The sequence below is a fragment of the Mojavia sp. genome (assembly GCF_059505145.1).
The window spans coordinates 37220-55843 of sequence record NZ_JCACKA010000075.1 but is presented as its reverse complement, the minus strand read 5'-3'; the positions used below and the strand labels follow the sequence as shown (position 1 = coordinate 55843).

Sequence of the window (18624 nt, the reverse complement as noted above, 5' to 3'; positions counted from 1 at the left end):
TTTGTGAAACTATTCCCCAAACTGTTCAATTAAACTAGAGAAATCAGGAATATTTGCCTCTTTATCATTACACTGGCATCCCCAATCATTACTATAATGCCCTTGCCTTAACCATTTATGAAAACTTGAATACTGCCATAAATGAGGGCAAGAAACTAAACCATGCTTAACTGGATTGTAATGAATATAATCTAAACAATTTCTCAAATCATTTTCATCTCGAATTGTATGTTCCCAAAATCTACGCTGCCAAACGTCTTGTTCTCGATGTTTGCCACGGGACAAAGGCAATTCTTCTGTAAGTAATTCATTGCCTTTCAAAGCACGAGTAAACAACACTTTAATACGTCCAACTCGTTTGGAATAGTTACTATCCTCTGGTGGCAATGTCCAGATAAAATGCAGATGATCGGGAAGAACAGCAGCACCAACAATTTCAAAGGGAGATTCAGCGCGAACAGTTGCCACAGCCTGACGCAACATAGCTACATTTTCTGGTTTAGCAAATAAAGGATGACGTTGATAAGTAACCAGTGTCAAAAAGACAGTTCCACCAGCAATGTAAGCTCTGCGATAGTTGGGCATTGAGGAATAAAACAGATGGTAAGTGCTTATTCTGTTTTATCCGTTTTGGTGTTAGAAAGGTAGGGTGGGCATTGCCCACCACATTCGGGTTTGTACTTAACAGCATTTGATAAAAAGCATCAATTGAGTAGGGTAAGCAATGCCCACCACATCCGGGTTTCGGTGGGCAATGCCCACCCTACTTAAGCTACTTAAGCTTCACCTTTTGCTTTTTAGATCCAGCCACTAGCTGATAGAGTTTTGCTTCAAATTTTTCCATACAAGCTGACCAATCAAATTCTAGTATGGAAGGACGCGCCTGCTGCGCCATTTCTGTTTTCAGTGTAGGATTTTGTAGAATTGCAATTACTTTTTGAGCGAAATCTGCCGGGTTGTTGGGTTCAGCTAAAAAGCCGTTGTGACCGGGAATTACTTGCTCTGCGGTTGAGGGTGCAAGGGCAGCAACTACAGGAGTTCCAGAAGCCAGGGCTTCGTTATTTGTGGTGCAGAAGTTTTCGGTGACGGAGGGGTTAATAAATACATCAGCGCGAGCAAACCAACCTAAAAGTTCTGTGCCGTGAGATTCACCCCAAATGGTAACACCAGATTTAAATTTTTCGGCACGTCGGCGGATTTGTTCATCTAGGGGGCCACTGCCAACAATGACTAAATGCACATCAGGAATTTTAGCAGCAATTAGAGGAAATGCATCTAAAAGTTGAGTGACATTCTTTTCTGCGGTGATGCGTCCTACAAACAGCAAAGTTGGTCTGTGGTCATTGGGAATTGGATCATAACAAATATTGCGGGGATGAAACTTTTCGCAATCAATGCCTTGATAAGGTAAATATTCACCACGTTGGCATTTCAAATTTTTGTATTTGGTAAGCTGTTCTCGTGATGAAAATAAATTGGCATCATAAGCATCACTCACCTGTTTGACTATTAAGGGAATGATTGGACGCAGCAAGCTGAAGAACAAGTTTCCTAAGTAATATTTGATATAAGCAACGATATCTGTATGGAAGACTGAGACGATAGGAGTGCCTGTTTGCTTGGCGTATTTAACTCCCACAGGACGACCATAACCTTGCAAGAAAGCTGAGTAAGCCCCTCTCATTTGTGCTGATTCTTCAACTACAATTATGTCGGGTTGAAAGTTCATCAGCAACTTAGTATCGCTCCAATGCTTGTAGTTCAATGGTTGGGGCAACGATTTGTAGAATATCAGTGGTTGTGTAGGGAATGCATAGGAGGAAAAGTTAGGGAAAACCTGTAACTCCTCTAATCCTGGCATGGGACGGTTCCCTACTTGTTTGGGGTATTGGTCGTTGATTTCAGGATGGATGAGAAAAACTTCATGTCCTTGCTGTAATAACCAACGAACTCGCTGATGTACTGCGACTGAAACCCCTGTTAAGAAAGGAGCATATAATCCAGTTAAAAGTGCAATCCGTAGAGGTTGCTGTTTCATAATTTTAGGGAATAGTTTGAATTGGGGACGCGGGAACAAGGAGAGAAATTCTTATTCTTAACTCACGACTCAGAACTCAGCACTTCATTACTCTTTCAAGCCAGGGGGAGTTCATACCCAGGTGATTAACATTTAGGTAATACCAATTAAAATAATGTTTGCGACAGATAAATTCTTCGTAGGGGCACGGCACTGCCGTGCCCCTACCCCTACCCATCTGTTGCATTCTTTTTTCAAATTGGTATAACTTGTCATTTGGTAACAATTTGCTGTACTGGGAACGCAGATTCTACAAGAAGAGGAGTGTTAAAAATATTTGAATAGCTAACTAACCCAGCAAAACTTTAGACAGCAATATTGCTAACTCGTTCATGTGCGACTAATTTGTAATTCGTAATTCGTAGTTCGTAATTAAGAAAGGCAGATTTATAGCAGGGGATAGGGAATAGGAGACAGGCTTGAAAGTCCCTCGCCGCTCAAAGAGATACTTTAGGATCGCCTGGTTGATCTAATATTTGATAAGGGTGATACTCAAGTAAGCGGATATTCCAAGGGCCGGAAATTCGATAGTTAATACCACGCCATTTAACTGTAGATATCCGCAGAGAAGACAACATTCCTAACCCATAAATCCATTGAGTTAGGGGAATGCCAAGCAATAGTCTAATAATTATTGGAGATGATAGTTTTGCCAGTGGTTGATTGGGTTGATTGCGATCGCGGATTACTTGCTGTACACCTTGCTCTAAAATTACCATCAGCCAAAGTAATCCCAAGGTATAGCTGCCATAATACCCTAATAACAAAGCGACACTTTCCCATTGCCAAGTCAACAACGCCCCTAGCAAAGACATCAGCACAAGATTAGGGAATAATATGCTAGAAATCACATCACCAACAACAGCCATCCATTGGGGGTGATAAAGTCGAGCGCAGAGTAGTTGACGATGAATTGAGGTTCTTAAACTAGGTAAATCGCACTCTTCCTGATTGAGCATCATTAGAGAAGGTACAAATTTGACCTGCATTCCGTATTTTTTTAAAACGCTACGGATCATCATGTCTTCGCCAAAAGCTTGACTCCACTTATCTAGAAGTCCTGTTTGGCGAAGCACTTCTGTTTTAATCGCCAAAGTTCCACCCCAAGGAACCCCGAACAGATACATCTGCACAACTGTTGAGACGTTACCTATGTACCGCACCAAAGACCCCCAATAGCGACCTGTGGGTAAATACCAACGGTGGCCAGTTGTCGCTCCCACATGAGGATCAGCTAGGGGGCTGACTAATTCCCGCAGCCAATTAGGATGAACTACTGTATCGGCATCCACTAAAGCAACTATCTTATAGGAATCATCCAATTCTGAGACAGCTTGCAGTAGGGAACTGCATTTGAGACTACAATTATTGCGTACTGTCGTCAAAGCACTAATTTCAACATTAGATGCTCCTTGCTCTTGGACAGTATCAACAGCAATTTTCCAAGCTGGGTCTTCCTGATGATCGACAATAATTTTTAAATCATACTGGGGATAGTTCTGCTTTAATAATGCCTGTAAACAGTCGCTGAGATAGGGGTCGGCTCCACGTAGACAGAGAATAACCGCTGTTTTGGGCAACTGATCATCTAATAATAACTTTTGCTGACTGGATTGCAGAGACCACAAGAAAACAAGGGTTAAACATCCTTGAATAGCCAGCCAACCCAGCAACGATTTACACAGAAACATTACCAAATCTGGCATTAAATTTAAAGCCTCCGGCAGAATTAGTTAATAGTCATCAGTCATTAGGAAGCATACAAATTCGTAATTCGTAATTCGTGAGGCAGTCCGGTCTTGGTGGTTTCCCCAAAGAGGAACTGCCGTTCCCCGTAGGGGTTCTCGCAGAGTACCCGAAGGGTAATTCGTAATTAGGAAATTTACGGATCGAGGGAATATTTGACGTTAATGTTGATTGTGGTATTTTTACTCACAGAAAAACTAGCATCGCGGAACTTGGGTGTACCAGTTTGGATTGATACTGTTGGATTGTTAGAAACTCCAAAACCTTCTGTGGGGATGCCGAAAAAGTCTTTATTGAGTTTGCGATCGCCATTTTGATCATCAACTATAGCCACCGCATAATTGCCAGGTTTCAAACCAGAGAACTGCTGTTTTACCGTGCTACCTGTAATTTTCGTGCAAGAGCTTTGCAATACATTAGAAGTATTTGAAGGAAATCCTTTTTCTTTAGAATAAACTCCTATGCAAATTTCTCCTTTTTGGTGTTGGATACCATTCACGACAACGGTTAATGTTTGAGTTGGTGCAGCATTCACAATCTTAGCAGAGCTAATACTTGCTAAAGCAGCGAGAACAAACGAAGTAAACTTAGATAGCTTCAACATCATCTAATATTCTCCTAAAGATAATCTTTGGGATTGAGGATTGGGCATGGGGCATGGGGCATTTCTTCCTTGTCCCCCAGTCCCCAGTCCCCAGTCCCCAGTTCCTATTTCATCAACTGTTGGATATCTGTTTTCTCCAACCATTCCTGTATGCGCTGTAGTCCTTCTTCTAAGTCAATTTTTGGTGCGTAACTTAATTGATTTTGCGCTTTGGCAATGGAATAAGCGTATGGACGAGTCATAAAATCTATAGACTCTGGCAGAATATCGGCTTTTTTCCGAAATAGCTTTTGCCCTTGGACACGCAGCTTGAGAAACAACTTAATTTCATCTTTTCCTATTGACATAGGTGCAGGTGAACCAGATATTTCTGCTAAACGCGTAAAATATTCTTTCCAAGAAGTTTCTTGCCCATCAGTGATATTAAAGATTTCACCGTAGGTTTCTTTTTCTATCGCTAAAAAGATGGCATCAACCAAGTTATCTATATATACATGATTGATAACTCCATGCTCATCATTAGCATAGGCAAATAATTTTTGGCGCATAAAATGAACTGGTCGGACAATCCAAGGGATACATCCAGGCCCGTAAACATCACCTGCGCGAATAACTATAATGCCAAAATCTGGGGGAGAATTTAGTTGTAATACTGCTGATTCGGCAGCGATTTTTGTTTGACAGTATGGGTTATTTTCGTCAACAAGTGGCCCGGATTCGGTGACTTTATCTGGGTAATTAAAACCATAAACTAATACACTAGATAGATGCACAAAAGTTTTGACGCCAGCATCTTTAGCAGCTTTTGCCATAGTGACAGTGCCATCAACATTGACCTCACGAAAATCTTTGAGTGGGCCAGCTTCTTGAGCAAGTTGGGCTGTATGTAAAACGATGTTTACTCCCTGACAAGCTTTTTGGGCAATTTTAGGATCGGTAATACTACCAACAATTAACTCAATGCCTAAATCTTGCACTTGTTGATTGCGATCGCTAGAACTTTGTAGTCCCCGGACTTTCATTCCTTTTGCTATGGCTAACTCAGCCGCACGCCAACCGATAAATTCATCAATTCCGGTGATCAGGAGAGTTTTATTTTCGAGGTTCATAGAGCAGAGATAATTGGTTTGAGTAGTGAGTGCTGAGTTGTGAGTTGTAAGTAAAATACTAATTACCAGTCCAAGCGTTCCTTTTTCATCGTTTAGAAAATATCAGCCGGGTCTGCGGAACGGAGCTTATTAATAGCAAGTGACCCAGAAGTTATACACATTAAAACGGCTGATATTAAGACAACTAATGCATTATTAAAGGTCATCACAATTGGTAGCTTAGTAGCTTTCATGGCAAAATCATATAGAAGTACGGATAAAATAAATCCGGGTATATAACTTAAGAATGCCAAGATTAAAGCTTGTTGAAAGACTACATTTAGTAAATAATTATTTGCATAACCTATAGCTTTTAAAGTTGCATAAGCAATAAATTGAGTAGCAATGTTGCTGTAAAGTATTTGATACACAATCACTACACCAACAACAGAAGCCATTGTCAGCATTAGGTTAAGGATAAATCCAATTGGTGTTCTGACAGCCCAATATTGTTTTTCAAAATCGATAAAACCTTGGTATGTAAAAACTTGGACATCATTAGGTAAACTTGCCTGCAAATCTTTTTGAACCTTGTTTGGATCTACACCAGGTTTCAAGGTAATCACACCCACATCAATCATTTCTGCCGGACGGCTATTGGGATTTATCCTCATAAAAGTTGAATCACTGACAATTAAATTGCCATCCACGCCAAAGGAAGGCCCCAAGCTGAATAATCCCCCAACTCTTACCCTATAACCAATTAGTGAATTAAAGGGAAATATTTCAATTGTTTGTTCAGTATTACCACTATCATATTGTTCAGCAATTGGCCCAAATTCTGAACGGGAATCTCTGTCAAAAAGCATGACATCTGGAATCTTGAGCTTATCTAAATTCTCCTCAACTTCAGGAATATTTAGAATAGATCTACCTGGGTCAAATCCAATAACATAGATTGAGTATTTCTCTCCAGTTACGGGATTTTTTAGTTTTGCAAATTGCAAATACATGGGGCTAACTGACTCTACGCCCTCAAACCCAAGGGCTTGGTATAAACGAGTCCGAGAAAAGCTTTGATTTGAAGTCAAAGATTTATATTGAGAACTGATTAAAAATAAATCTCCTCGTAGACTCTGATGCACTGCGGTAGCGCTAGAATAAAGTGCGTCTTGAAAGCCTAACTGAATAAACATCAGCAGCACAATAAAAGCAATCCCCGCTACAGCTACCAGAAAACGAACTTTTTGCTGGGCTAGTTGTAGCCATGCCAAAGGAATCTTAAAATTCATGGATTCAGTTATCGGTTGTCAGTAGTCAGTTGTTAGTTATTAATTGTTAGTTCTCAATGGTCAGTTGTTATACCAATTCGTAATTAAGAAAGCCAGATTCAATCTGTGTTTCCTGGTGAAGAATTGGTATTAGTTACTTGTGACCAATGACTAATAGCTATATGTGAATAGCGACGTCAACCTGTAAGTTGGTTAACCGAGCCACCCTTGCACTATCTGCGGGTTTATCGATGGATATTTTCACTTGGATAATTTTGCGGTCTGTGTCTGAGCCTGGATTGATGCTGAAGATGCTTTGTTTGTCAACTTGCCAACCAATCTCACTGACAGTTCCCTGCAATTTTCCAGAAAATGCGGGGCTGGTAATGGTAACTTTTTGTCCTAAGCGGACTTTTTCAATGTCGGTTTGGTAGACTTCTGCAACTACAAACATTTGAGATATTTTACCTATCTCAGCAAACCCAGAAGTGGAGATGACTTCTCCAGTTTTGGCGTGAATTTTTAAAATTGTGCCATTGATGGGAGATTTAATGTAAGTTAAATCCTGGTCTGCTTTTGCTTGTTTGACAGCAGTTGTAGCACTTTTGACTTCGGTTTGTGCTAACTCAACATCTACACCACGCACTTCACTGATACTATTGAGTCGAGATTTTGCTTCTTGAAGCTGTTGTTGCAATGTATCTTGAGTACGCTTAAGGGTGGCTTGAGCCTCTGTTAGCTGCTGTTGTGTAGTTTTGAGTTGTAAAGCTTTGCTATCTCCTACAGAAGCTGCGATCGCACCTTGTTTGTATAATTGCTGATAGCGATCGTTCTCGGTTTGAGCATTCTCTACCTGAGCCTGGAGGCGAGCAATTGTTGCTTGTTGCGCTGCAACGTCTCCTTTTAATTGTGACTGTAAACGAGCGATCGCCGCTTTTTGAGCATCGATGTCTCCGGTTTTCGCTCCAGATCTGACCTGGGCTAGTTGGGCTTTAGCAACTTGCAGTTTGTCTAAAGACTGTTGCAGAGCTGCTGTGGCGCGATTATAGTCTTCCAGGTAAGCCAATATTTGTCCTACCTGTACCTTATCGCCTTCCTTCACCAACAGTTTTTCGACTCGCACACCATTAATTGAATTGGGCGCAGACAAATAAGTAATTTCACCTTCAGGCTGAAGACGTCCCAAAGCGGTTACAGCAACTTTGGCGGGAGCAACTTTTGGGGTACTTGCTGGGCGAGTCTGAGTATTAGGGCGAAACAATGTTGATAAAGCGTAAAAAGATGCTAGCCCAGTAGCTAAAGCAACAGAAGCTGCCAAAATTATTTGCCACCGATGTATCGGTTTTTTGAATAGTTGGCTTTCCTTATTTACTGCCATATTTTCATTCCAATTGTGCTATGCCAAGGGTTAGCCTAATGGCTATATCAGTTGATTACAGTAGACTTATCTGAAATGTTTTTACGTACACAAATAGATAAGTCTAATTAGTTGTATGTGAATTCTTTTACGCCTTTTTAGCTGCTACAGATTATTAGTACCAGTACAGCAAAAATAAAGATACAATTCTGACTACGAGAAAAGCTTATATAACAAGCTTTTTTAATTTTGAATTTTGTTTAGCGACTAAATTCATATTAGCGCTACTTTTAAGTATTTTCAGTTTATCCTCTACACACACGGACTCAAGTAACTTAAAAATCTGGTAGCGCTAGCAATATAATGACATCCAAGAATAACAAAGCGCTGATAATAATGACAGAATAAACTAAGATAAACTTTCGTTCAAGTATGGCAAAAAACTTTTAATTTGTCAACTGATTTTCGCTGCATACGTTTTCCTTAAATATCCATAATATCTTTGATAAAATGCTGAGGAAATTGTAAATATGGATTGAGTAGATTTCCTCATATAATTTCTAAATATTATGGGTAATCAACCGACTTTAGCTATTATCAACGGATTGTGATTAGCTCAGTTGTGTACCATAAGACATTCTCATTAAATTAGGTGTTAGGGATTGGGGATTGGGGGCTGGGGACTGGGGACTGGGGACTGGGGACTGGGGACTGGGGACTGGGGATTGGGGACTGGGGACTGGGGACTGGGGACTGGGGACTGGGGACTGGGGACTGGGGGGCAAGGGGAAGGAACTATGAATAACTTTTGCTCCTTCCCGATGCCCAATGCCCCATGCCCCATGCCCCATGCCCCATGCCCCATGCCCCATGCCCCATGCCCCATAACCTAGAAATTAGGTGTATCTTAATGCTATTGTTGGTGTTTTAACTGACTGCACTAAAGAACAGTAGTTATGCCTATTGTGCCCATAGACCACATTCTTATTGGTCGCAACCGCCGTCCGGTAAAGGGTGAGAAAGTTGATGAGTTAAAGGAATCAATTAAGGCTAATGGTCTATTGAACCCGATTACAGTTGACCAAAAGCTGAATTTGATTGCGGGGCTACATCGTCTCACAGCTTGTAAGCTGTTGGGGTTAGTGGCAATTGAGTGCAATATTGTTAACTACCAAGATACTGACCAAGCTCGTTTAGCAGAGATTGACGAGAATTTAATCCGCAATGAACTAGAGCCTCTAGAGCGCTCAGAACTGTGGTTAGAGCGAGATCAAATTCTCGAACGCATGGGGCTGAGGGCGAAAGTCGGGGATAACCAACATACCCACAAAGGTGGTGAAATGATTTCACCACCTCCCAAAAGAACTGTAGAGTTAGCAAGAGAAGCGGGATATTCCGAGCGTACCTTTCAGCACGGTAAGCAGATTGCTAAAAGTATTCACCCAGATGTCAAAAAAATTATTAAGGGTACAGCGATCGCCGACAGTCCGACGGCATTACTAAAGGTAGCAAGGGCTGGTAGTCAAGAACGTGCCTTAGCAGAAGAAGCACAAAAGGCTTGGAAATTAGCTCAGGGACAAGGCGATCAAGAAGAAGCTGAACGCCAAGCTAAAATTGTGGCTGAGGCGAGGGCTAGGCAAAAAGAATTACAAATGCTGGCGCACAAAAGTGCTTTAGCTGAAAAGGAAACTAAGTTACTGCTTAAAAAAGCCCAGCGTCAGTCTGAGGAAGTAATAGAGAAACAAGCGATCGCCAAAGTTGGTCAGGAATGGATGCTGGAAAGACATCTAGTGTATTGTGGTGATACGGCACAGCAAGAATTCATGAATTTGCTACCTTCAGATGCAGCTTTGGCGATCGCTACTCTTTCATCTACTTGGAATCATAATTATTTAGTTTCTGAGGCTAGGGTTGTAGCTGTGCTGCGATCGGAAGGGCATATTTACGAATTCTACAGGCATAATCAGATGCCCTTTCAATACGAATTAGTGCTAGGCAACATCTATGTAGGAATTTTTTCTCAGCAATTCCTATCCAAGCCACAGACACCAATTAATGTTGAAGGAGTAGAGGGCATCGTCAACTACTTGATTAATTTGTATACCAGTCAAAACAATTTTGTGATTGCGCCGTTTATGGGACATGGTGAGGTTCTTATTGCTTGCGAAAGAATGGGGCGGATCTGTTTTGCTGGTGACGAGAATCCAGAATTAATCAGCCGTGGGATTCTGCGATGGGAGAAGTGGACGGGAAAGCGATGTCAGAAAATGGGGTAATCAAGGACGCGGTGAGACTGTTGGCGAATAAGAGAGGGGTATTACCCATCAGCACAATTTATCTTCAATTTCTTTAATAATACCAATTTGAAAAAAGAATGCGACAGATAGTAGGGGCATGGCACTGCCGTGCCCTCTAGAATATTATTGATGTGTCGCAAACATTATTTGATTGGTATAAGAGTGCGTTTCAACGCACTTTAGCTATTAGCCCGCAATTTATTGCAGGGCGGGAAAGCAACGCAAAACCAAGGTTTTAGGGATGGGTGGTTTAACCCATCATTACTTAACCAACAATCTCATTCTATTCGCTAAAATTCCCGATTTTACTATTATTATTTGATGTTTGTTGTGCAACATTTTTCAAGCGGCTCGACCTCATTTTGCGGACGCGATCGCTATCTCGAACACCACCTGCTGTTTCATATTGAGGGCTATCTGTGCCGTACTTAATAGCAATTAGCATTAGCATCTTTTGAGAAAATTTAGTCAAATTTTTCTCCATCTCTTCAACTTCAGTTAAAGAAGAATCAGCTAAAGACAGAGCGTTATTGTGAACCTCAAGTTTAGTACGTAACTGTTCCATTGACTCCAGCAGTTTCTCCAGACTATAATCATCATCCAGTTTCAGAGTTGGATCGACCAATTTCATCCCGGCTGCTCTTGACTCAACTTTTTCTAAAACGTTGGATTTACGTTTTTTGCGACTCATAAACTTGCCCTTTAAAAATAGTTCTAAACATAGCTTGCCTTAATTAAATCGAAATCTGGTTCAGCATAAATAGCAATTTTTGAACGTACAATTTTCAGCTAATATCAGTAATATTTCGGTATCTAATACCAATTCAAATAATGTTTGCGACACATCAATATATTCTAGAGGGCATGGCATTGCCCACCTGTGTCAACATTGCAAGGCTTACCTACCCACCTTGGAATGAATTCCAAGGCTAATAGGCAAAGTTTACTAAAGTAAACTGGGGATAAGTGATAATTTTTAGTTAGCTTTAGCTTACTTTTGCTATTAGGCTCCGAATTCATTCGGAGGCGGGCTATGAGTTTCGCGTTTAGGAAACTTAGGAAAGCCGCTACTGAGTTGAGAATAGCCACTATTGAGTTGAGGATAGCCGCTATTGAGTTAAGGAAAGCCACTATTGAGTTGAGGATAGCCGCTATTGAGTTAAGGAAAGCCACTATTGAGTTGAGAATAGCCGCTACTGACTTGAGAATAGCCACTACTGAGTTGAGAATAGCCACTATTGACTTAACGATAGTGGCTTCTGTTGTTGGCGAGTTTGCGATCGCAGTTTCTGGTTCAACACATCTAATGTACTATTCACCAACAAGTCTAAGTGCTGATTCCAAAACTTGCGTACTGACTCTAAAACCAACCTGAATCAGTTGTTCAAAAATCGGTCTAGCGGCTTCTACCTTACCTTCCTGTTTTGCAAGAAGAATAACACCTAGAGTTCCCCGTACAGGAATTCCTAAAGCAAGTGCTGCGGTTTTGGCGGCGCGATCATCTAAAATTGCTTCATAGCCAGGATTTATATATATATAGGTGAGAACGTGACTCTCTCCTAAACCAAGACCCCATGCAGCAATCACTGGATCAACTTGTTCCACATCTCGAATATAGTTAGTTCCTTCATTTAGAATCCAGAGTTTTGCAGGGTCATTATCTGGTGCAATGCAGATCTCTCGGACAACACCGCTAGGAATGACAACCTCACTACAGAGTTCAAAGAGCAAATGAACCTGATTAACCTTAGTTAGTACAATCAATGGCGAGGCATTCACAACCCATTGTCTAGTCACGCGCTAACTCCTCGGCTAATTCTTCGGGAGTGACTTGAAAAGGTGAAACATTATAGCGATGGAGTGCTTCTAACAATTGCTGACGGCTAACTCCAGCAATTTCAGCAGCCTTGGATTGGGAAACCATACCAACTTCATACCATTTGACAGCAGCCGCTAAACGCATCTCTTGAACAAACGTTTCTGGGTTACTGCGGAGTGCTGAAAAAACATCATTTGGAAGTTCGATGTTAATTTGTATGGTCATAATAGTTAAATTGGCAGCTTGTTTTGAGGCTCAGGGTAACATTTCTTTGACTCTATACACAATGTTTAATGGTAGTGTTAAAACTCTATGTATGTTGTGATATTGGTAACTAAAGCTCATTTGGCGATCGCTTGAACTCACGCCATAGTTTGCCATACATAATTAAGCCTAACGCACTGCATAATAGATTAAAAATCAAGTTAGTTAAAATATGCTCAAAGGAAACGCGATCGCCTAGCATTTTTACGGAATTTAGGCTAAAAAGTTTGTATTATCTCAAATAAGCTTCCACGCCCACACCCCAAACAGCCGACTATGGAATTAAATCTCCGCTTCCCAGAGAATCATCAAGTCATTGTAACATTTGATGGGCAAGACACTGATAGGCTGGATTTTGCCTCACCGTTGAGTGCAGCAGACAGAGAAGAGATTCGCTGGTACTTAGAAACTTATGCGGCACATTACACCACGGATGTAGATGATACACGGGCAGAAGGGATAGCAAAAAAATTCCGGCAATGGGGCGAAGATTTATTTAATGCGGTTTTTCAACATCGGGCTGCTCAACGGCTGTTTAATGATTTTCAAGAGCAAAATCAACCAGGACGCTTATTAACAATCAGCGCTAGTCATCCAGCAATTTTATCGCTGCCTTGGGAATTGTTACGCGACCCAGAAGGTACTTATTTGTTTCACGAAAATCCCCGCATTTCTATTCGTCGTCGTTTGGCTGGTGCAGGGGGTGGACGCAGACCTTTTAAAGTGCAAGTCAAAGACCGATTGCGGTTATTGTTTGTCGTTAGCCGTCCCAGTGATGCGGGATTTATTGACCCCCGTGGTGAAGCAATGGCAGTATTGAATGCCATTCAACAAGAAGCAGCCGGAAGGGTTGAGGTAGAATTTTTGCGTCCAGCCACCTTGGATAATTTAGTAGCGCGGCTAGAAGACTCGCGCAAACCCCCTGTTGATATTGTGCATTTTGACGGTCATGGGGTATTTGATTTAGATGGGCGTTTCCAAGAACAGGCTAAACATAGCGACCCGGTGGGACTAACTAAAGGCGGGAATGAGAACGGCAGCAATATAGGTTATTTGTTATTTGAAGATAAAGAAGGGAAAAAAGCCCTGATTACTGCCGAAACCTTGGGTGATATGCTGAATCGGCAAAAAGTGGGGTTAATTGTTTTGTCTGCCTGTCAGTCGGCGGCGATGGGTGGGGAAGATGGAGAGGATGCAATGGGTAGTGTAGCCGCTAGGTTAACCCATGCAGGTATTCCCACAGTCTTGGCAATGACTTATTCGGTATTAGTGACAACTGCCCATCAACTGTTTGCCAAGTTTTATCAGGGTTTAGTGTCTGGTGCAGGTATGGGTGAAGCATTAGATAATGCGCGGCGAGACTTGTATCTCAACCAACAACGGGGAGAACGGCAACGGGGTGAGCAACGAGTACAGTTAAAATTGCAAGATTGGTTTTTACCTGCCTTGTATCAAGCGGCTGGTGATACCCCATTATTGCAGCAAAACTTGAACAACCAAGAAAGCGGCGAGTCACCAAAATGGGGAAACTTGCCGGATTTACAAGAAGTTGGATTCTTCGGTCGTAGCCGGGAATTATGGCAGATAGAAAGATTGTTTGTGCAGGGAACGCGCCGCCTCACAGTATCGGGTTTTGGTGGACAGGGAAAAACCTATCTTGTCCAGGAAGCAGGACGCTGGTTACACCGCACCGGGATGTTTGAGAAAGTTTGTTTTGTTAATTATGCTGCCTTTGGTGGTGTGGATGCTGTAGGCTTTGCAGTTAGCACCCTGGCGACAGTGTTAGACGAGAGTTTAATTGATGGGGCGGCGGCAACTCAGGCGTTGCGTAACCAAGCCACATTACTGATTTTAGATAACTTAGAAACCTTGGCAGCAGAAACTCTACGAGAACTGTTAACCGTGGCAAAACAGTGGTCTGAGGTTGGGGAATGTCGGGTATTACTCACCACTCGCACACCAGATTTTCACCATCCCGATTATCCCATACAAGGCAGTCGCAAACATATCTCCTTACCTTTGCGAGGTTTGGGACAAGAAGATGCCCTAGCGTATTTCCAGAGTTTGATTAAACTGACGCTAGCACCCAAATTTGACCCACCTAAACGCGAAGTGTTGTTGGAATTATTTAAACTGGTGGATTTTCATCCCCTCTCCATTGGTTTATTGGCGAAACAGTTGGAAAGTCGCCGTCCAGCAGAGTTGGGGAAACGCTTAGAAACCTTGATTGCCCAAACACCAGATAATCCCCTATTGGCATCGTTGAATTTATCTTTAGAACGGTTGGATGCTGAAGCAATGAAGTTGTTGCCTCGTTTAGGCGTGTTTCAGGGCGGGGCGTTAGAACTTTACTTGCTGAAAATTACAGAAATTTCTGAGTCACAGTGGCAAACTTTGCGCCCAGCATTAGAAGCCACTGGGTTAATTCAAGTTGATGAGCCTTTTCTCAAATTTCACCCCACCTTAGCCCCTGCCTTGTGGCCGCGCTTATCCCCAGAAGCACAGACACAACTGCTTGCCCGTTATCAACAGTGGTATTATCAAGTTTCTGGCTATTTGTACGTTGAAGATACAAAAAATCCTCATTTTGCCCGTGCCATTGCCGAAAGGGAATTACCGAATTTACTTTATGCAGTTCACGGCGCGTTGGATGCAGGTGCAGAATGGGCAGTAGAATTTGTTAACCATGTAAACAAATTTCTTGGCTACTTTGGACTTAACCGCGATCGTACTAGACTAAATCAACGGATTGCTCAGTTAACTGGAGAAGTCGGTTTTGATACATGGTTTCTCAGCCGTAGTAGTTCAGGCGAGCAATTATTCAATGATGGTCGCTATCAACAAGCAGCGCAGGTGTTTAGTGAGATACTGGCAGAGTTGGGTGAGCAACCAAGTTATAACCTTTGTGTTACTTTGGGTTTGCTGGGGCGCTGCTTGAGGTTGCAAAGACAAACAGCACAAGCCGCAGAACTCTATCGCCAGGGGTTGGCAGTGGCGCAGCAGTTGGAACAGTCTGATGATGTCAAGAACCTGATGGCAGCGTTGCAGACTGAATTGGCAAATGCGCTGAAAGATATGGGAAATTATGGTGAGGCACGCATTGCTTATGAAGCAGGATTAGCTATTTACAAAGAGCTTGGAAACCTTCGTGGAGCTGCGGTATCAAATTTTCAACTTGGCACTCTAGCTATGCTGCAAGGCAACCCTTCAAAAACAGAACAGCGTTTCCTTGAAGCACTGACTACTTACCAGCAACTCAACGAACCAGCATCAGAAGCCAGGGCTTGGCATCACCTGGGTAGGGTGTACGAAGAAGGCAAGCTGTGGGACGCTGCGGAAGATGCCTACCGAAAATCAGCACAAATTCAAGAATCTCTAGGAAATCTGGCAGATGCAGCAGGAACTTGGCAACAATTAGGCTACCTCAATCTACTTGCTGGCAAACTGATAGAGGCAGAGGCTTGGGCTCGTAAAGCTTTAGAACAATATCAACAATTAAAAAATCAAGCAAGTGCATCTCGGACATTAAGTAACCTTGCTGTCATACTACAAAATCAACCCCACCGCCTCAGCGAAGCCCGACAATTGGCAGAAGAAGCATTAGCCATCCACAGAACCTTAGACCCAGCTGCGGCTGAGATTTGGACAACCTATGACCTCTTGGCAGCTATTGCCTACAAGCAGGGCGACACCACCCCAGCTCAAGAATATCGTCGCCAAGCAAGGCAAGCAAAAGCGGCGTTCGCGGGGACACAGTATGAGTTGCGGCAACATGGGCAGTTTATTACACTGGTGGTAGCTGCTGTGGATAATGCAGAAGTGAGGGAACAGCTAGAAGCTGTGATGGAGAATGCCGCAGAAGGTAGGCAAAATCTCGTTGCTGCCATCCGTCGCATCTTAGCAGGCGAGCGAGATGAGAATATACTGTGCGAGCCGTTAGATTGGCAAGATTCTATGATTATCTCCGCTATCCTGCGGGGTATTGCTGACCCTCAATCCCTTGAAGCGTTATTGGCAGAGTGATAATAATTCGTAATTCGTAATTCGTAATTCGTAATTTGCAGTAAATGTAGGGGAGCCAGTTGCGTGGGCGGGTTTCCCGACTTGAGCAAACTGGCGTTGTGTTGTCGCGCAGCGCAACGCACCGTCAAGATCCCCCCGCCTGCGGCGACCCCCTTAAAAAGGGGGTATAAGAAAATATAAGCCCCCCTTTTTAAGGGGGGTTGGGGGGATCTCAACCGAACCGTATTGGCAACGCGCTGGCTCGACTTTTCGCTGCGCCTTTGCGTGATGCAAAATTCATTTATTCTCCACTTCCGAAGAATAATCTTCACAAAAAGCTTTCAATCCAATGTGAATAATAATCACCGTGATTGCAACAACTAAAGGAGATAACACATCTCCCGAAAAACCCATTGTTACCAACACTGCACCCAAGCGTTCCACAGCATCCTTATTATCCAAATCACCCCATTTCTGCCACTGCTTATTCAGCATTCCCCCTTCTTGGCATAAATCACTTTTAGCAGCTCGTCCAAATTTCTGCAAAAAACTCTGAGAATTTTCTTGTGTAAGATTTGTAATTGCTGCGGTTTGTTTTACCAGCATCTTTTCATCTGATATTTTATCCTCTCCTTGTTTTTGCTCTGAATCTGGGGCATAGCGCAGTTCTGTTAACTGGCGGTCAATTTCGGCAGAGAGGGCAGTAATTTCTTCGGGGGTAAAGATGCTGTTCATTACTGATTTTCAAGAGAATTCTGTTAAGAATAATCATAGAGTAGTATATGCCATGCACGGCAAAACTGCTGTAGTTGGCGACACATCAATATATTCTAGAGGGCAAGGCATTGCCTTGCCCCTACCATCTGTCGCATTCTTTTTCAAATTGGTATTAGCCCCAGGCTTACAGCCTGTAGGTGGTCTTTTAGAGGTTGTTTGAAAAGTGGTTTGCTGTGATTTTAGGTACTTGCTGATCCCCCCTAGCCCCCCTTTTTAAGGGGGGAACTGGAATCAAAGTCCCCCTTAAAAAGGGGGATTTAGGGGGATCTATAATTTTTTGCTACGCACAAGAGGACTTTTAAAACATCCTCTTAGGTAAACGAGAGAATGTTTGGAATAAAATTGCTGTTTATAATGCACTTTTAGCAAAATTAAGCTTTGCTTTATAAAGCACTTATTTATTTCTTATGTTGAATTATCTTGAAAAAACACTAAAAAAATTTGGGGTTTTATGATGTTATGCTGAAAAAAATACGGTTACTACTTCATGCAATCTTTGTACTAATCACAACGTAATCTATTTGGCTTATTCATTACGGTTATTATTGGAATTATTATTTAATCCGATATCTAGCTCATAAGCAAGCAAATATAAGGTTGCTAATCATGGTGAAAAAAGATACTGATGCTTTCAGCTTAATTAAATCTTTTTGTCAGCAACACTCAATTTTCTTTCTTAAATAACTTGAAATAAACAATTCAATTTATTTAAATTGTGCTAGTCTTTGTATTAATTCAAGTGTTTCAAAGCGGCAGGTAATTTAGTTGATTTCTGGATAGTAGAAAAGAAAAAACTAAACCAAGCCGCTTTGTCATCACCTTATAACTGCTCAATTATTGTTCAAATAAATGCATAAATTCGGACTAAAGGTGATGTTTTTTCTGTAACGAAATTGTCAACTTTTATCGGGCAAATTGCATAAAATATATTATCCTGGACGCTGAAACTGGCTATGACATTTATCAAGATACAGAACGTTGTCATTAACACCAGCTACGTTGCTGCAATAAAGCTAGATAATCAAACGAGTTTGGGAGAAAAAAGCGTTTCTGTCTTAATAGCTACCCCTAAGTTTCCATTGCTCCAGTGGGATACAGTTGCTCAAAATCTCTATCACTACGAATGGATTGAATTTACAGGTCAAGCAGCTAACGCACTTCAAGACTATTTTACCAGTTTTAATAACGTCATTGACTTACTACCACAATATCAAGAGTCAAGCGTTGTCTAGTCTTTTTACACATTCACTAATCGCTATGTTCCAAAATAGCCTGAACACGCCAAAAGTGTTAATTAATCGAGGCTTAATCAGGGCAATATG

General features: G+C 42.0%; 17 protein-coding genes. 5 read left to right on the top strand and 12 right to left on the bottom strand.

What is annotated here, in order from left to right:
* Nucleotides 1-9 precede the first annotated feature (9 nt).
* The 8 genes from AC5JL8_RS21570 to AC5JL8_RS21535 form a co-directional block, all read right to left on the bottom strand.
* Nucleotides 10-585: an REP-associated tyrosine transposase gene (locus AC5JL8_RS21570; protein ID WP_495881734.1), complete on the bottom strand. Its 576-nt coding sequence runs from the start codon at nt 583-585 to the stop codon at nt 10-12.
* A gap of 187 nt (nt 586-772) precedes the next feature.
* Complete coding sequence (locus tag AC5JL8_RS21565) at nt 773-2038, bottom strand: glycosyltransferase (RefSeq protein WP_495881733.1); 1266 nt, start codon at nt 2036-2038, stop codon at nt 773-775.
* Between the two features lie 476 nt (nt 2039-2514).
* Nucleotides 2515-3783, bottom strand: coding sequence for a glycosyltransferase family 2 protein (locus AC5JL8_RS21560; protein WP_495881732.1), 1269 nt, complete (start codon nt 3781-3783; stop codon nt 2515-2517).
* A gap of 176 nt (nt 3784-3959) precedes the next feature.
* Complete coding sequence (locus AC5JL8_RS21555; protein ID WP_495881768.1) at nt 3960-4427, bottom strand: DUF2141 domain-containing protein; 468 nt, start codon at nt 4425-4427, stop codon at nt 3960-3962.
* Nucleotides 4428-4531: 104 nt separating this feature from the next.
* A complete protein-coding gene (locus AC5JL8_RS21550; RefSeq protein WP_495881731.1) occupies nt 4532-5536 on the bottom strand; it encodes an NAD-dependent epimerase/dehydratase family protein in 1005 nt (334 codons plus the stop codon).
* Nucleotides 5537-5628: 92 nt separating this feature from the next.
* Nucleotides 5629-6807, bottom strand: coding sequence for an ABC transporter permease DevC (gene devC, locus AC5JL8_RS21545; protein ID WP_495881730.1), 1179 nt, complete (start codon nt 6805-6807; stop codon nt 5629-5631).
* Nucleotides 6808-6964: 157 nt separating this feature from the next.
* The gene (locus AC5JL8_RS21540) at nt 6965-8164 is read right to left on the bottom strand and encodes an ABC exporter membrane fusion protein (protein WP_495881729.1); all 1200 of its coding nucleotides are present in this window, start codon (nt 8162-8164) and stop codon (nt 6965-6967) included.
* Nucleotides 8165-8754: 590 nt separating this feature from the next.
* The gene (locus tag AC5JL8_RS21535; protein ID WP_495881728.1) at nt 8755-9015 is read right to left on the bottom strand and encodes a hypothetical protein; all 261 of its coding nucleotides are present in this window, start codon (nt 9013-9015) and stop codon (nt 8755-8757) included.
* An 84-nt stretch (nt 9016-9099) separates the two neighbouring features.
* On the opposite strand from AC5JL8_RS21535, the gene AC5JL8_RS21530 reads away from it, so the two are divergent.
* Nucleotides 9100-10419, top strand: a complete 1320-nt coding sequence (locus AC5JL8_RS21530) for a ParB/RepB/Spo0J family partition protein (RefSeq protein ID WP_495881727.1) — start codon at nt 9100-9102, stop codon at nt 10417-10419.
* Between the two features lie 304 nt (nt 10420-10723).
* On the opposite strand, the gene AC5JL8_RS21525 is transcribed toward AC5JL8_RS21530, so the two are convergent.
* Nucleotides 10724-11131, bottom strand: a complete 408-nt coding sequence (locus tag AC5JL8_RS21525; RefSeq protein WP_495881726.1) for a hypothetical protein — start codon at nt 11129-11131, stop codon at nt 10724-10726.
* A 342-nt stretch (nt 11132-11473) separates the two neighbouring features.
* Here AC5JL8_RS21525 and AC5JL8_RS21520 point away from each other — a divergent pair, with 342 nt between their 5' ends.
* Nucleotides 11474-11815, top strand: coding sequence for a hypothetical protein (locus AC5JL8_RS21520; protein WP_495881725.1), 342 nt, complete (start codon nt 11474-11476; stop codon nt 11813-11815).
* Here AC5JL8_RS21520 and AC5JL8_RS21515 read toward each other — a convergent pair.
* Nucleotides 11752-12237, bottom strand: a complete 486-nt coding sequence (locus AC5JL8_RS21515) for a PIN domain-containing protein (RefSeq protein ID WP_495881724.1) — start codon at nt 12235-12237, stop codon at nt 11752-11754. The two genes, AC5JL8_RS21520 and AC5JL8_RS21515, sit on opposite strands and share 64 nt — an antisense overlap.
* The gene (locus tag AC5JL8_RS21510) at nt 12230-12484 is read right to left on the bottom strand and encodes a UPF0175 family protein (RefSeq protein WP_495881723.1); all 255 of its coding nucleotides are present in this window, start codon (nt 12482-12484) and stop codon (nt 12230-12232) included. The genes AC5JL8_RS21515 and AC5JL8_RS21510 overlap by 8 nt, the downstream gene beginning before the upstream one ends.
* Before the next feature lie 315 nt (nt 12485-12799).
* Here AC5JL8_RS21510 and AC5JL8_RS21505 point away from each other — a divergent pair, with 315 nt between their 5' ends.
* A complete protein-coding gene (locus AC5JL8_RS21505; RefSeq protein WP_495881722.1) occupies nt 12800-16546 on the top strand; it encodes a CHAT domain-containing protein in 3747 nt (1248 codons plus the stop codon).
* 276 nt (nt 16547-16822) lie between these two features.
* On the opposite strand, the gene AC5JL8_RS21500 is transcribed toward AC5JL8_RS21505, so the two are convergent.
* Nucleotides 16823-17260, bottom strand: a complete 438-nt coding sequence (locus tag AC5JL8_RS21500) for a hypothetical protein (protein WP_495881721.1) — start codon at nt 17258-17260, stop codon at nt 16823-16825.
* Here AC5JL8_RS21500 and AC5JL8_RS21495 point away from each other — a divergent pair.
* Nucleotides 17250-17462 (top strand): hypothetical protein, encoded by a 213-nt coding sequence (locus AC5JL8_RS21495; protein WP_495881720.1) that lies wholly within the window; start codon nt 17250-17252, stop codon nt 17460-17462. The genes AC5JL8_RS21500 and AC5JL8_RS21495 overlap by 11 nt on opposite strands.
* Nucleotides 17463-18255: 793 nt before the next feature.
* Nucleotides 18256-18534: a hypothetical protein gene (locus AC5JL8_RS21490; RefSeq protein ID WP_495881719.1), complete on the top strand. Its 279-nt coding sequence runs from the start codon at nt 18256-18258 to the stop codon at nt 18532-18534.
* Nucleotides 18535-18624: the final 90 nt, after the last annotated feature.

Coding starts and splice junctions, on each gene's coding strand:
- AC5JL8_RS21570 (WP_495881734.1), bottom strand. CDS start 585: ATGCCCAACTATCGCAGAGCTTACATTGCTGGTGGAACTGTCTTTTTG.
- AC5JL8_RS21565 (WP_495881733.1), bottom strand. CDS start 2,038: ATGAAACAGCAACCTCTACGGATTGCACTTTTAACTGGATTATATGCT.
- AC5JL8_RS21560 (WP_495881732.1), bottom strand. CDS start 3,783: ATGCCAGATTTGGTAATGTTTCTGTGTAAATCGTTGCTGGGTTGGCTG.
- AC5JL8_RS21555 (WP_495881768.1), bottom strand. CDS start 4,427: ATGTTGAAGCTATCTAAGTTTACTTCGTTTGTTCTCGCTGCTTTAGCA.
- AC5JL8_RS21550 (WP_495881731.1), bottom strand. CDS start 5,536: ATGAACCTCGAAAATAAAACTCTCCTGATCACCGGAATTGATGAATTT.
- devC (WP_495881730.1), bottom strand. CDS start 6,807: ATGAATTTTAAGATTCCTTTGGCATGGCTACAACTAGCCCAGCAAAAA.
- AC5JL8_RS21540 (WP_495881729.1), bottom strand. CDS start 8,164: ATGGCAGTAAATAAGGAAAGCCAACTATTCAAAAAACCGATACATCGG.
- AC5JL8_RS21535 (WP_495881728.1), bottom strand. CDS start 9,015: ATGGGGCATGGGGCATGGGGCATGGGGCATGGGGCATGGGGCATTGGG.
- AC5JL8_RS21530 (WP_495881727.1), top strand. CDS start 9,100: ATGCCTATTGTGCCCATAGACCACATTCTTATTGGTCGCAACCGCCGT.
- AC5JL8_RS21525 (WP_495881726.1), bottom strand. CDS start 11,131: ATGAGTCGCAAAAAACGTAAATCCAACGTTTTAGAAAAAGTTGAGTCA.
- AC5JL8_RS21520 (WP_495881725.1), top strand. CDS start 11,474: ATGAGTTTCGCGTTTAGGAAACTTAGGAAAGCCGCTACTGAGTTGAGA.
- AC5JL8_RS21510 (WP_495881723.1), bottom strand. CDS start 12,484: ATGACCATACAAATTAACATCGAACTTCCAAATGATGTTTTTTCAGCA.
- AC5JL8_RS21505 (WP_495881722.1), top strand. CDS start 12,800: ATGGAATTAAATCTCCGCTTCCCAGAGAATCATCAAGTCATTGTAACA.
- AC5JL8_RS21495 (WP_495881720.1), top strand. CDS start 17,250: ATGCTGTTCATTACTGATTTTCAAGAGAATTCTGTTAAGAATAATCAT.
- AC5JL8_RS21500 (WP_495881721.1), bottom strand. CDS start 17,260: ATGAACAGCATCTTTACCCCCGAAGAAATTACTGCCCTCTCTGCCGAA.
- AC5JL8_RS21490 (WP_495881719.1), top strand. CDS start 18,256: ATGACATTTATCAAGATACAGAACGTTGTCATTAACACCAGCTACGTT.